At 48.0% G+C, this 13,244-nt stretch carries 18 protein-coding genes; 3 read left to right on the top strand and 15 right to left on the bottom strand.

The features are described 5' to 3' along the window. Positions 1 to 4: 4 nt before the first annotated feature. From rbsD to ACXAD6_RS06950, 4 genes are all read right to left on the bottom strand, one after another. Positions 5 to 397: a D-ribose pyranase gene (gene rbsD, locus ACXAD6_RS06965; RefSeq protein ID WP_474968255.1), complete on the bottom strand. Its 393-nt coding sequence runs from the start codon at positions 395 to 397 to the stop codon at positions 5 to 7. Further along, positions 394 to 1,284 carry a ribokinase gene (gene rbsK / locus ACXAD6_RS06960; RefSeq protein ID WP_474968254.1) on the bottom strand — a complete coding sequence of 297 codons (891 nt, stop codon included), beginning with the start codon at positions 1,282 to 1,284 and terminating at the stop codon, positions 394 to 396. The genes rbsD and rbsK overlap by 4 nt, the downstream gene beginning before the upstream one ends. After that, positions 1,281 to 2,267: a LacI family DNA-binding transcriptional regulator gene (locus tag ACXAD6_RS06955; RefSeq protein WP_474968253.1), complete on the bottom strand. Its 987-nt coding sequence runs from the start codon at positions 2,265 to 2,267 to the stop codon at positions 1,281 to 1,283. Before ACXAD6_RS06955 ends, rbsK begins: the two co-directional genes overlap by 4 nt. Positions 2,268 to 2,379: 112 nt before the next feature. Next, positions 2,380 to 3,357, bottom strand: coding sequence for a DMT family transporter (locus ACXAD6_RS06950; RefSeq protein WP_474968252.1), 978 nt, complete (start codon positions 3,355 to 3,357; stop codon positions 2,380 to 2,382). Between the two features lie 95 nt (positions 3,358 to 3,452). Between ACXAD6_RS06950 and ACXAD6_RS06945 the strand changes: the two genes are divergently transcribed. Then, positions 3,453 to 4,025: a helix-turn-helix domain-containing protein gene (locus tag ACXAD6_RS06945; RefSeq protein ID WP_474968251.1), complete on the top strand. Its 573-nt coding sequence runs from the start codon at positions 3,453 to 3,455 to the stop codon at positions 4,023 to 4,025. Positions 4,026 to 4,179: 154 nt separating this feature from the next. On the opposite strand, the gene ACXAD6_RS06940 is transcribed toward ACXAD6_RS06945, so the two are convergent. The 4 genes from ACXAD6_RS06940 to ACXAD6_RS06925 all read right to left on the bottom strand — a co-directional run bounded on the left by ACXAD6_RS06940 (position 4,180) and on the right by ACXAD6_RS06925 (position 6,427). Continuing rightward, positions 4,180 to 4,698 carry a DUF4188 domain-containing protein gene (locus ACXAD6_RS06940; protein ID WP_474968250.1) on the bottom strand — a complete coding sequence of 173 codons (519 nt, stop codon included), beginning with the start codon at positions 4,696 to 4,698 and terminating at the stop codon, positions 4,180 to 4,182. Position 4,699: 1 nt separating this feature from the next. Then, a complete protein-coding gene (locus ACXAD6_RS06935; protein WP_474968249.1) occupies positions 4,700 to 5,254 on the bottom strand; it encodes a PadR family transcriptional regulator in 555 nt (184 codons plus the stop codon). Positions 5,255 to 5,338: 84 nt separating this feature from the next. Further along, positions 5,339 to 5,866: a DUF4269 domain-containing protein gene (locus ACXAD6_RS06930; RefSeq protein ID WP_474968248.1), complete on the bottom strand. Its 528-nt coding sequence runs from the start codon at positions 5,864 to 5,866 to the stop codon at positions 5,339 to 5,341. A gap of 69 nt (positions 5,867 to 5,935) precedes the next feature. Further along, entirely contained in the window at positions 5,936 to 6,427 is a 492-nt protein-coding gene (locus ACXAD6_RS06925) for a lactoylglutathione lyase family protein (RefSeq protein ID WP_474970374.1), read from the bottom strand. 121 nt (positions 6,428 to 6,548) lie between these two features. On the opposite strand from ACXAD6_RS06925, the gene ACXAD6_RS06920 reads away from it, so the two are divergent. Next, positions 6,549 to 6,887, top strand: a complete 339-nt coding sequence (locus tag ACXAD6_RS06920; protein ID WP_051254583.1) for a winged helix-turn-helix transcriptional regulator — start codon at positions 6,549 to 6,551, stop codon at positions 6,885 to 6,887. 48 nt (positions 6,888 to 6,935) lie between these two features. On the opposite strand, the gene ACXAD6_RS06915 is transcribed toward ACXAD6_RS06920, so the two are convergent. Further along, positions 6,936 to 7,583 carry a DsbA family protein gene (locus ACXAD6_RS06915; protein ID WP_474968247.1) on the bottom strand — a complete coding sequence of 216 codons (648 nt, stop codon included), beginning with the start codon at positions 7,581 to 7,583 and terminating at the stop codon, positions 6,936 to 6,938. A 329-nt stretch (positions 7,584 to 7,912) separates the two neighbouring features. Between ACXAD6_RS06915 and brnQ the strand changes: the two genes are divergently transcribed. Then, a complete protein-coding gene (gene brnQ, locus ACXAD6_RS06910; protein WP_474968246.1) occupies positions 7,913 to 9,289 on the top strand; it encodes a branched-chain amino acid transport system II carrier protein in 1,377 nt (458 codons plus the stop codon). A 43-nt stretch (positions 9,290 to 9,332) separates the two neighbouring features. On the opposite strand, the gene ACXAD6_RS06905 is transcribed toward brnQ, so the two are convergent. The 6 genes from ACXAD6_RS06905 to ACXAD6_RS06880 form a co-directional block, all read right to left on the bottom strand. Further along, complete coding sequence (locus ACXAD6_RS06905; RefSeq protein WP_474968245.1) at positions 9,333 to 10,532, bottom strand: alanyl-tRNA editing protein; 1,200 nt, start codon at positions 10,530 to 10,532, stop codon at positions 9,333 to 9,335. Next, positions 10,529 to 11,158 carry a GNAT family N-acetyltransferase gene (locus ACXAD6_RS06900; RefSeq protein ID WP_474968244.1) on the bottom strand — a complete coding sequence of 210 codons (630 nt, stop codon included), beginning with the start codon at positions 11,156 to 11,158 and terminating at the stop codon, positions 10,529 to 10,531. The genes ACXAD6_RS06905 and ACXAD6_RS06900 overlap by 4 nt, the downstream gene beginning before the upstream one ends. A gap of 63 nt (positions 11,159 to 11,221) precedes the next feature. Beyond that, complete coding sequence (locus ACXAD6_RS06895) at positions 11,222 to 11,572, bottom strand: YcxB family protein (RefSeq protein WP_474968243.1); 351 nt, start codon at positions 11,570 to 11,572, stop codon at positions 11,222 to 11,224. Positions 11,573 to 12,022: 450 nt separating this feature from the next. After that, positions 12,023 to 12,616, bottom strand: coding sequence for a hypothetical protein (locus ACXAD6_RS06890; RefSeq protein WP_474968242.1), 594 nt, complete (start codon positions 12,614 to 12,616; stop codon positions 12,023 to 12,025). Positions 12,617 to 12,642: 26 nt separating this feature from the next. Then, a complete protein-coding gene (locus tag ACXAD6_RS06885) occupies positions 12,643 to 12,855 on the bottom strand; it encodes a hypothetical protein (RefSeq protein ID WP_474968241.1) in 213 nt (70 codons plus the stop codon). Between the two features lie 85 nt (positions 12,856 to 12,940). Next, positions 12,941 to 13,159, bottom strand: coding sequence for a hypothetical protein (locus ACXAD6_RS06880; protein WP_027953913.1), 219 nt, complete (start codon positions 13,157 to 13,159; stop codon positions 12,941 to 12,943). Positions 13,160 to 13,244 lie beyond the last annotated feature (85 nt).

Here is a 13,244-nt window from a genome sequence, read left to right as displayed (position 1 = left end):
CTTTTTAGAAAATGACCCCGGCATGCAGGATACAGTTGGCATAAGGCGTCATTTCACCTGTGCGGATGACAGCTTTGACATCTGTCAGCTCCTGCTTGAACGCTTCATGGGAACGTTCGTCCATCCCGATATCCGTGAACATTTCTTTCATTTTTCGATGAACAGCCGGGTTGGATATCATCTCTTCCGCTGTGGTCACTTTTTCTACACACATCTCCTCCTGCACGACCTGTACCACTTCCATAAACCCGGGTACTCCCTCTTTTAAGGCAAGGTCGATCTTCAATGTTCCTGCCGGTATCGGAAGGCCCGCATCAGCGATGGCGATCCGGTCGGTGTGACCGAGATCGGCGAGCACTTTACTAATGCTGCTGTTCAAGATGCCGTGTCTCTTCATGGCTTCATCGCCTCCTCAACATCCTCACGGGACGGCATTCCCCCCTGCGCTCCGAAGCCGGTGACAGACAAGCTGGCCGCCCGGTTGGCAAAACGCAGGCTTTCTTCCATCTCTTTTCCTTCGGCAACAGCTACAGCAAAGGCGGCATTAAACGTATCCCCCGCTCCCGTCGTATCGACAGCCTTGACTGGGAAGGACGGTACGAGAACTTCTTCCCTTCCATTATGGTAACGGACGCCGGCTGCGCCTTCGGTGATGAACAATTTATTCTGGTGTGCCTGGAGCGCCTCTGATAAAGCCAGGCCTCCAAATAATACAGCGGCTTCATGTTCATTCGGTGTGACGTAGCTGACTTGATCCAGGACCACTTGTGGTACAGGTCTTGCCGGAGCTGGATTTAACAACAAAGGCACGCCATAACGGGAGCACAGCTCTGCGGCATGAACAACCGTTGCTTCCGGCACTTCCTGCTGAATCATCACAAGATCACTGTTCTTCAAAAGTTTTTCTGCTTTTTCAATATACTGCGGAGTGACATGGTCGTTCGCTCCCTTGACGACGACGATGCTGTTATCGCCTTCTGCTAAGATGATGTGGGCTGTTCCACTTCTTTCATGTGTAACCGGTTCCACATAGTCGATTCGTACACCGTTTTTCTTCAGATTGGCTGTGATTTCTTCTCCGTAAGTGTCTTCCCCTACACATCCGATCATATAGACATCAGCTCCCAGACGGGCGGCTGCGACCGCCTGGTTCGCCCCCTTGCCCCCGGGCACGGTATCAAATGCTTTACCTAATACGGTTTCACCTGCCTCCGGCCGTTTGTCAGAGGAGACGACAAGGTCCATGGAAGAGCTGCCAATGACAGCGATGGTCGGCTTTTTCATTCTTGATCATCCTTTCGTGTTGTATGTCGTTCGATCAATTCCACCGGCATTTGAATGGACCGGTGCTCTTGTTGAGGCTGTCCAATTCTTTGTATTAACAGTTCAGCCGCTTTTCTACCCATTTCATAAGCCGGCTGGCGGATGGTCGTCAGCGGCGGATAGGACAGACGGCTTTGTGGGATATCGTCATAGCCGATGATCTGCAGATCCCCGGGGATGTTTTTCCCCCGCTTCAACGCTTCATGGACGATGGCGATGGCGACAATATCATTACTGGCAATGATGCCGTCGGTTTCAGGAAATTTCTGAAACAGCTCCTCGGCCCAGTTCAAAGCTTCCTCAAAGGCATAGGAGGTCGTTGACATGACGGAAAAATCCACGTCCGCTTCCCCAAGAACCTCCATGGCACCCCGGTAGCGATCAACTGCGGGTTTAACGTGGGCAGGGCCTTTGACGAGCGTCACCCGCTGCGCCCCTTTTTTAATGAGGGTCTCTGCTGCGAGCCTTCCTCCTTCCCGGCCGTCTGCGTACACAGCGGGATAACTGCTTGACGTACGGTCAAGCAGGACCAGCGGGAGATCGAGCGACTGGTACATATCATAATCCACGTGGTTCGTCGCCGTAATCATACCAACCACATTATTCTGGACAAAGGTTTGAATGTAGTCCATTTCCTTTTCGATATCCTCATCACTGTTTCCGAGTAGAAGACGGAAGCCCTGGCGGCCGGCCTCATCCTCCACTCCTCTGGCCAGCTGAGGGAAAAACGGGTTTGTTATATCCGGAAGAAGCAGGCCGATCAATCTGGAGCCCCGCTTATACAGCGACCGTGCCACTTCGTTCGGGCTGTAATTCAGCTCTTCAATAGCCGCCATCACTTTCTTCCGTGTTTCTGTGCCTACATAGCCATTATTATTCAACACGCGTGATACCGTAGCCACGGACACCCCCGCATGTTTCGCTACATCTTTTATCGTTACCATAGCTTCACTCCTGCATTGTGTAACCGGTTACATAGAACATAGCATAAACGTTTCAAGAAAGGCAAGAACAAAATGAAAAAACCCGGAACAGCTGATCCGGGTTTCTGGATATTCAAGCTCTTTTCATCTGTACGCCGCTTTGTACCGGCGCACTCCCTTTTTTAACGGACAGGCTGTGCAGAATGATTCCTGTGATTAATAACCCCATTCCCAGAAAGGCCGTTGAACCAGGAAGGGGCGCTGACAATAGAAGCACTTCTCCTAGAAGGACGAACAGAACCTGGGTGGACTGCGTGGCTTCGACAGCTGCAAGCTTTCCGCTCTGATGCCTGGCGCGGTCTGTTGCTATAAAAAATAAGGTTGTGGCTGCCACACCGGAGCAGACGGCGACAATGAAGGACTGGAGTACCTGCCCCTGCGCCGGCGGCCCCGCTGTGACCAAAGCCGTCGTACTTAAAATCAACCAGAACGGGAGACTGGCAAGCGTCATGCCTAGAATGCGCTGGAAGGTATCCAGACGATCACTGCTGAAGGCCATCATTTTCCGATTTCCAAGAGGATAACAGAAGGCAGCGATAAGAACAGGAAGAATCCCTGCTGTTAGTTCCAGTGGTGTGACCTTCTCCAAATGCTGGAGTTGAATCAGACAGACTCCTGTTAAAATAAGAAAGGAAATAAGCAGCGAGCGCATCGGAATCCGCTCCCGCTTTTTTTCAGGACGATTCCCGATGTACACCGTCGTGTGGAAAAACGGAGTGAGGAGGATACCGGCCGCAATAGTCACCTGCCACGTCCCGGCGATCAACCATCCAGGACCGTAGGCAGCGGCATAGGTTAAGGGAGCGTAAAACAGAACGAATCCGACAAAGCTCCATCCGATCCAGGTGGCCGGATGCTTTTTCAATTCCATAAACACTTGTTTCCCATTCTTTCTTACACGTACAATGAGAAGCAGGAACGGGACCATAAATAGAAAGCGCAGGGATGCACTCCACATCCAGCTGCCACCGGCTAGTTCCATCGACCGATTCAGAATGAAGGTGACAGCAAAAAACATCGAGGCCGTTACACCGAGCAAAATCTCTCTCATCTCCACCACACCTTTATATATTATATTTAACTGATGTTACATCATAATATACCAAAAGAATGATCAATTGAAAACCATCTACAGGAGGAAAAATGATGAGCGATCCCCAAAAGAACGATGCTGAAAAAATAGCCAGACAGGCCGGAGTGACGCTCAGGCGCCTGCGAAAAGGAAAACAGCTCAGTCTGCAGGACCTGGCCGACCTCACGAATGTCAGTAAACTGACGCTTGGCAACATCGAGCGCGGAGAAGCCAATCCATCCCTTACCGTCATGTGGAAAATTGCCAACGGTCTGCAGATCCCTCTTTCCACGCTGCTTGCCGAGGAGCAGGAAATTGTCATATCAAGAAAACATGAAGGAAATAAAGTTCTGAGTGCAGATGAGTCCTTAACACTTGAACCGATGTTTTCCACCCGCAGCTTTGACGCAATCGAGACGCACCGCGCCTTTTTAAAGCCGGGAACCGAATATGTCACCGATGCCCACCAATCCGGAGTGGTCGAATACATCACAGTGATGGAAGGACGTGCCCGTATTCAGATCCAGGACGACTTCTATGATCTAAAACCGTATGATGCGATTAAATTCAGTGCTGATCAGCTCCACGGGTATCATAACCCCTACGATGAGCCGGCCGTCCTCCATTTTGTAATGATGTATAATTAAAAGCCATGAAAGGACCGGACAAAATTCGTAACATCACCAAATCAAAAAAGAAAACAGGGAGGAGCTTCTGTCAGACAGAAGCTCCTCCCTGTTTTCCATAAACATGATAGAAGAATCGCTGGACTCCTGAATTACAAAAAAACATCCGTTTTCTTCACAACCGGCCGCGGGAGGATTCATCCATTTTCACAGCCTCCTGCCTTTTCAACCGCCGGCGCGCTGAAACGGTCTGCGGGCTGATTTTTGTATGACCGATGGCTTTAGCCAGCCCGAATTTCGGCATGTTTCCATAGATCGATTCAAACTGCCCCGGTTTCTGAAGATACGTTTCATGATAGATGCCGACTTCTTCTGTATCCCCGGCTAGTTGGTAAAACTTCTTCCACGCCTGCCGATGCTTTTTCCCACGGGCATAGTCCATCAAGGCCTCCTCAGATTTCCAGTACTGCACCATCAGCACCGTCCGGCCTGTAAAGAAGTTCTCCATATCAAGAAATCCCATGTCCTTATGTGTATAAAGCTCCTTGATCATCGGCGGCATCGCCCGGAGCACAGGAAGCCATTTGTGTACCGCCCGCCATTTATTGATCCGCATCCCGATGAGAAAAACGACAAACCCTTGCTCTCCTGCCGCTTGTGTCGTATAACGTCCTTGAAACACTTGTTTCCCCACGTTACTCCTCCTTCATTTCATCGATACGGGATTTCGTTTTCTCACACCATTCGACAGCCGCTTCCGTCGTAGCGAGTCCGTAATCCAGGGTAATGATCCAGAACGGCGCGTCTTCCGACGGACACTCCTCGCTCAGCAGCAGTTCTTTGATGCTCTGGTACGTATGCTGCTTCTCATACAGTTTTTTTCTGTAGCTTTCCAACTGATGAAGAATGACGGATTTCTGCTGATTCCGGCTGAAAAACAGCTTCAGCAACAGTTCATTTTTCTCCACCGGGAGATCCTCCACCGGTTTCATCAGCCAGGACCGGAGCTGTTCCTCACCGGACGGAGTGATGATGTACTCCTTCTTATCCGGCCGGCCTTCCTGTGAGGTGACATGAACCTCTGCATTTCCCTCCTCCACCAGTTTCTTAAGCGTCGGGTAAATCTGTCCGTAGCTGATCTTCCAAAAGTGATTCAAGCTCCCATCCATCATCCGCTTCATCTCATAGCCTGTGTGAAATCCTGCTGTCATCAAGCCAAGCAGGGCATAAGGGGTATGATTCTCCTTCATAGGCTGCTCCTTTTATATCAATATGATATATATCTATTTGATATAATTATAAAACAGAACGCCCGCATAATAAACAGACTATTTTCAAATCCACCCCTTCTTTTTTCCATAAGCAAGCAGCCCTTCATATGGATCCCCTTCGATTTCTAATGGATCACAGAATGCGGCTTCCGTGGAAAAGCCGTCTTTCTTATTCTGAAGAATGATGAGTTTGAGAGCAGGATCCTCCCGGAGGATACGGTATTCAATAAACATGTGAAGCCAGGCATGCTGCTCGGTCACCGGCTGGTTCTGAGCGAACAATTCCCACTCCAGTCCCCCGTACCGGAAATTGGCTTTTGCGACCTTACGCCCTCGTATGTATTTTTCTACAGTTTTAAAATTGGAAAAGTCTCCATACAATCTCTCCCATCTTTCCAATAAAAAGGAATGGTTTTCTGTCTGCATGATGATATCAACGTCGGAGTCCTCCAAATCAATCCCGAGTGGAATGGTTCCACAGATGACCGGGTGGTTTTCCTTGAATTGTGCAGCGATGTTCAGTTTGTGAAACAACCGCAGGACGTGCCGCTGCTTCTCAGACCCTGTGCGTAATAGTTCCATCACGTTCATCCAGCTCCCTCCTTTCTCCCTACCATAAAAAGAAACACCCCTGTCTGCAAGGACAAGGGCGTTCGTTTATTAATAAGCTCCGTCAGAATACGTCAGCTCATAGCTGTGGGAGTAAATTTCAAAAATGTTGCCGAACGGATCTTCAACATAAACCATCCGGTACGGCTTATCTCCAGGATAGTATTCACGGATCGGCATGCGCTGCTTTCCACCGTGGGCTTTAATTTTTTCAACCATGCCCTCTACATCCGGGTCCTGGATGCAGAAATGGAAGATGCCTGTCTTCCAGTATTCAAAATTGTTTTCCGGCTGCTCGTTCTCCGGAAATTCGAACATCTCGACACCGATACGGTCACCTGTAGCGAGGTGGGCAATGCGGAACTGCTCCCACTCGTTTCCGAAGACGTCACGGCACATCTGGCCGATGGCTGTGTCATCATTTTTCACTTCTGAAGGCTCCATAATGACATACCAGCCAAATACCTCCGTGTAAAATTTAACGGCTTCATCTAAATTCGGGACAGAAAGTCCAATATGGGAAAAAGATCTTGGAAAAGTCATCATTATTTATTCCTCCTTGTTTTATTTCCTTTACAAATTCCATTATAGTTAGATTTAGACGTTTGAGAAGAACGCACTTTAAAGTAAGAGGCTTACCAAAAAGTTAGAAAGGAGCCCGTTTATGAAGGCACCGATGGACGATAATGGAAAGCTTAAATGCTCCATTGAATATACATTGAAAAAGATCGGCGGCAAGTGGAAAACCGTCATCCTCTGGCACTTGAGCGTAGACGGCACGCTTCGCTACAACGCTTTGAGGAACCTGCTTCCCGGCATTTCGCATAAGGTGTTGAGTCAGCAGTTGAAGGAACTGGAGGAGGATGGATTCATCATCCGCTTCCAATATGATACTGTTCCTCCAAAAGTCGAGTATTCCATTACAGATATGGGAAAAACGCTGATGCCGATTCTTGAACAGATGCATAAGTGGGGAACCACCTATGGAGATTTGGAACCATAAAAAAACCTGCAGCAAGGCCTGAACTTAGCCTGCTGCAGGTTTTTCTTTTTATTCCGATTTTGCTTCCTCAACCATTTGAACGAGGTCATCGATAGAGCTGCCTTCAAACTTTTCACCATTAACGAAGAGCGTCGGCGTTCCAGTGACATCCCAATCACCAGCCCAGTCAAGATCACGATCCAGCGCTTCTTCTCCAGCACCATCCTGATAGGCGGTAAGAACAGACTGCGCTTCTTCTTCACTGACGACTTCTGCCAGTGTGTCATATAAGTAATCTTCGGTGTAAACTTCCTGCTGCTCGGTTCCCGGTTCCTGCTTTTCATACATCAATTCATGAAATTCCCAGAAGGTGTCGTTTCCAAGCTCCTCATAAACGACTTCAGCAAATTCAGCAGAGCGGTCGGAATCCGCATTGATGAATGGATATTGAATAAAGTAAAATTTCACATCTCCGGTTTGAATCAGCTGTTCATCAATCAATGGAAAGAATCCAGACTCAAAATCCTTACAGTACGGACACTTGTAATCCCCGAATTCCACAATATTTACTTCTGCGCTCTCCTCACCTAAGTAAGGCTGGCTTTCATAACGATCCGCTGTATCTTCACTTGACTGGCCCCCGCTTAATAAAGCTATGGCGCCGATCACAATGACAACGGCGGCTGCAACAGCCATCCAGATCCACGTTTTTTTCATGTATGTTTCCTCCCTGTGTACGATTTCAGGCTTCGGCCATTCAACCACGATGACCCGCCTGGACGATCCCCCATTTTCCGTACAGCCGGAAAAATCTCCTACGGAAATATCATGCATGACCACTCTGGGAAAGTCAAAAAAATCATCTAATAGCAAGGGTGGAAACGGGTCTCTATCCAGATCGTTCCAAAGAAAACGATGCCATTTTTGAAAAAGACAAATAATTTCAACGAATTGCGGTAAGCCTATTGTTCCTTCCATCGATTCTTGGTAGGATAATCTTTATTCGTTCAGCGAATGACGACTACATCGAAGAAAGGAACATGCATATGCAACAACGAACTTCCATTTCCACCTACATCATGATCGGAACCATGCTGTTCGGGTTATTTTTCGGGGCCGGGAACTTGATTTTTCCGATTCAGCTTGGACAGCTTGCTGGAACTTCCTTCTGGCCGGCTTTGATCGGTTTTCTCGTCACAGCCATCGGACTTCCGTTCATGGGTATCCTTGCCATCGGCTTATCCGGAAGCCGCGGACTGCATGACCTGGCCAGCCGGGTCCATCCATTATTCGGCACGGGATTTGCTCTTTTATTATACTTAACCATTGGACCGTTTTTTGCGATTCCCCGGACAGCTACCGTCCCATTTGTCGTTGGATTCGAACCTTTCCTTGACCAAGGATCAGCGGCTATCTGGCTCGGCGTTTTCACCTTTATCTTTTTTGCGGCGGCCTACTACTTTTCTCTTAATTCGGCAAAAGTGATGGATATCGTCGGGAAGTATCTGACTCCGACCTTTTTACTGTTCTTATCCATTCTTATCGTTACAGCCATCATCAAGCCGATGGGAAGCTTCGGTGCCCCGACCGGAGCTTATGAAGCCATGCCGTTCATGACCGGCTTCAAGGAAGGCTACAACACGATGGATGCGCTCGGCGCCCTCGCTTTCGGGATTGTGGTCATTCATGCGATCCGCCGTCTCGGGATCACCGACTCCAAAGCGATTGCGAGTACAACGTGGAAATCCGGCTTGTTTGCCATGAGTTTGATGGCGCTGATTTACGGATTGATTACGTATATGGGGGCCTCCAGTACAGCAGCCGTCGGCCAGTTTGAAAACGGCGGATTGACCTTTGCAGCGGTTTCTCAGTTCTACTTCGGGTCCTATGGTTCCATTCTGCTTGCCTTGATCATCATCCTGGCCTGTTTGAAAACGTGCATTGGTCTGATCATTGCCTGCAGTGAATTTTTCCATACGATCTATCCGAAAGTCAGCTATAAGACGTTCGTCCTTGTGTTATCCCTGTTTTCCTTTATCGTAGCAAACGTTGGGCTGACGAATATCATCGAGTATGCAGTGCCTGTACTGATGTTCTTATATCCGCTGGCCATCGTTCTTATTCTGCTCGGTCTCAGCTCTAAAATGTTCAACCATAAGCAGACCGTTTATGCTGGAGCCATGGGGCTCACCTTTTTCGTCAGCATCATCGATGGATACAATGCCCTCGTGGGAACGATCCCATCAATTGCAGCCGATTGGCTGGAATCAGTCAACACCCTCTATGCTGCCTACCTGCCGTTTTACGATATCGGCCTTGGCTGGATACTGCCGGCCGTGATCGGAGGATTGGTCGGTTATTTTTGGAAGAATCAGCACGTCCAGCCTTCGAAGAACATGCAGACAGAAACGATTCAATCATAAAAAGAAGCGTACCTGATCTTTTTCAGGTACGCTTCTTTTTTATTTAATCAGCAGGAGCAAGGAGGTGTTCCTTCACTTTTTGAGCAAATGCTTCGCCGGACATCAGCTTCCGGCCGCCCCCTTGAACAAAGTGAGGCCGGCCGCCTCCCTTGCCTTCAATCAGCGGCATCACCTGTTTGGCGACCGCATTCATATTCCCATCGAGGGATTCCCCTCTTGCCATAACAAATTGAAGCTGATCTTCCTGCTCACTCACAAAGACAACCTGATGGTCAGAGGTCTTCTTGAGCACGGCCTGCGCCAGAGACTGCAGAGCCTTAATGGAACGATTCTCGTACACATTCACAATGAGCTTTTCCTCCCGATGAGCGGCTGCCAGCTCTGAAGCTTCATAAGATAACAGCTCTTCTTCCAGTTCAGCGATTTTTTTATCTTTTGCCTTGTCACCTTGGATGAGAGACTTCACCTCATCTACCAGCTCCGCTTCCGGACGCGAAATCAGCTGCTTGACTCCTTGGATGACCTGATGTTTGTTTTCAAGCTGCTTCAAAACACGATCGCCGCAGACAAATTCCAGACGGACCTGCCCTTTGTTCTTCGTCCAGCCGAGGAATTTCACTGTTGCCACTTCCGCGGTCGATGAGGGGTGTGTGCCGCCGCAGCCGCTGTAATCGATCTCCGGAATAATGACAAGACGCACGTCCCCTTCCACACTTAACGATTTGCGAAGTGGATAGGTGTCTGCTTCTTCCACCGTCACCCATTTCGTGTCAATCGGATAACCAGCGCGGATGACCTTATTGATTTTCGCTTCTGCTTCCTTCATGACGGCTTCACTGAGTTGAGGGGTATCCAGGTCGATGGTAACCGTATCGTCACCCAAATGAAAGCTTGTCGTTGGAATCTGGTAATCATCATGGAAAATGGCGGATACGATGTGCTGTCCGCTGTGCTGCTGCCGATGGTCATTCCGCCGCTGTTCGTCCACGACGCCATGGACACTTGTGTCTTCCAACGGCAGGGCTTCAGCCAGGTAATGACGGATCTCCCCATCGATTTCCTCGACATCAACAACCCTAGTCCCGTTCAATGTGCCGGTATCGTGAGGCTGACCTCCTCCTGTCGGATAAAAGGCCGTTTCCTCAAGAACCGCGTACGTTCCGCGGTCATCCATTCCGGTTTCTTTTACATATGTATGAAAACTCGTAAGGTACGCATCTTCGTAATACAATTTCTTTGTCATCGTTCTTCCTCCTGTCTATCCCCTATCGTACCATGAGCGCCTTTTGCTTTGCATGCAAACTCGGACTCTGATTCCAACAGTCCAAATACATCATGATCCACGTGCGTCTTCCCGAGCATCTCTGCTTCACGGATTCGTCCTTCATATGCGAAACCGAGCCGCCGGGGAATGGCCGAACTGCTCTCATTTCCAACAGCGACCCGGAGTTCAATTCGGTTCAACCTCAGCGTTTGGAAGCAGTGGCGTACGACTTGCCGGCAGGCGGCTGTCATTAACCCCTTCTTTTGAAAGTGCATTCCTATCCAATAGCCAATTGAAGTGGATTTGTGTTCCCAGTTGATGCCATGCAGACCAATCACCCCTGCCAGTTCTCCTTTATCGATGATTCCTGCCTGAAAACCGTTGTTATCCGCATACTGTTGAAGCGAGCGTTGAATAAACTGCAGGGAGTGTTCAGGCTGTGTGACTGCATCCACCCATGGGAGCCATACTCGTAAATGCTCTCTTGAGGAATCAATCAGCTGAAATAACTCATTTTGATCTGAGGGATGGAGCAGTCTGAGTTTTGTGTGTTCGTCCACGTGTATGGAAAACCTCTCTCTCCCCCTTGACACCCAATCAAACATCCAGAACACCTCCTTAAAAAGCAGGAACAATGACCGTCCTAAAGCCAGTCGATACTTTCCTATCTATCCTTTTTTCAGATCCACTTTCGTTCTGCTTCCCGCAAACTCATCCAAAGCCTTGCGGTAATTAACCACCTGCTCTTTAGATGAAAAGAAATGCTTCGGCACAATAAAAATTTTCGTGCGGTAAACGGATAAGAAGAAATGCTCTTCTCTTTCCATTATAGAGGTGAGTTCATCCCACTCCAGTAATAAATACGCGTTTTTTCCCTTCTGAATAACACCTTCTGAAGATAATTGATAAGTGATGGGTGATTGTAAATGCCGGTTTTTCGCATAAGTTAGACGTGTGGTCATATAGACGAATAACCGGCATAACAGCCAGAGGAAAAAGGTATAAAATAAAGCTTCCATTACAGAAAACACAATGTTGACCAGCCAGTGTCCCTGAGACCATGAGATAAAGAATCCCGTTAATATTAAAAAAGAGAATAAGACCACACGCTTTATTGATCTTTGCATTTTCAACCGCATAAACGTGTGGACATCCTTAAACGTTAATACCCCTTGAACTTCTGTTTCTATGTTCTCCATACAACTTCCCTTTCGACAATGGATACGGATGAAAGTTTCACCTCTTATAGTCGTTCACATTCTGAATCCACTTTCACCCCATTGATATTGGTTCCGGAGGTTGATTTCTCATCCAACCCTTCTAATCTCTATCCATCCACCACTTCGCTATAATAAAGAAAAGAATAAAGACAACGATGGCACTCCAATAGTACCATTGAGGCACATGCTCGAACCCATACATACACACACCACCCTGACAGATTTATAGATTGGGACTCCAAGTACGTTTCAAGCATTATGTAACTGATCAAAGACGATGACCGGGATCATCAGGATCAACAGCTGTTGAAACTCAGAAAGATCACTACGGTTGTTGACCTCATAATGATCCATGGACACTAAAGCTTCCTTTGTTGTCGGATATGGAATCGACCGTTTTTTGATAGTCGAGAGCTTTGAGGAAGGATCACCTTCTTCATATACCACAAAATCCAGTGACCCATTCTTTCCCTCCGCCGAAAGCAGCAGGCGGCCAACTGTATCCCGGACGCTCAACCGTTGAGAACTGAATTTTAATTTCTGCTCAAGGACGGCCACCCGCTTCCCATCCCGACCAAAAATATCGATCTGCTGATTCAGTCCTCTTTTTTTACGAAAGGCAGCCACAGGCTCAGCTTTAGGGTTGGTCATACGAAAATGTTTACTGCATAGAAAATGTAAGCTGACCCATTGAAGCAGATGATCCTTCCAGCTGGACGCCGACTCAGCTGTTTCTTCGATCATCCCGATCAACGCCCCACCTGCCCGAATCGAAAACTGCTGCTTCTGACTTTTATAGAGAGATTGCGGCTTAACTTCCAGTTTGCTGTGGCTGGTAAACAATGAACGATCACTTCTTTCCTTCTCATTTAGTGATTCTCTGATGTTTTCTTTCGATTCTTCATGAAATTATCGATGGCCCACTTGGAGAAGGTAGCAGCAACAGCTGTCCCTGCTATCTCCATCCATCCGTCCTCAAACGTTGAAAAAAGAACCTGAAAGATCGTCAGGCCAACGATCATCCATATAAAGAATCGGATATATTCCTTCCCACTGACACCTCCTGAATCAGACCTATCCATTATTTCAAAAAAATACCACACCCTCAACTTGATTTTTTATAAAAGGCATAGGAAAACCCCCGGCAGCTGGTGCCGGAGGCTGAAGTTAGGAGGCGTTGTTTTTAAATCCATATAAGTAATTCACAAGCTTGTCATAATCTTCGTCCGAAGAACACTCAATCTGCAGATCAATGAAGGCCATAACGATATCTTCCTGTTCAAATGGAAAGTGACTGCTGTCGACGTTGGAGAGAATATCCCGATTGGACAGCCCCTTATTTTTTAGTACATCAACCGTCTGTTCCATAGAAAATACCCCGGACATGATGCATTCCTCCTCCATCATACTTGAGTTTCTAGAAGAGCAGGACGACCTTGTCCTGCTCTTTTATTTATTCGACATGAAGAAG

The organism is Halobacillus sp. ABH2_015 (assembly GCF_056158945.1).
The sequence above is the reverse complement of the archived record's forward strand: the minus strand, read 5'-3'. Positions and strand labels throughout refer to the sequence as shown.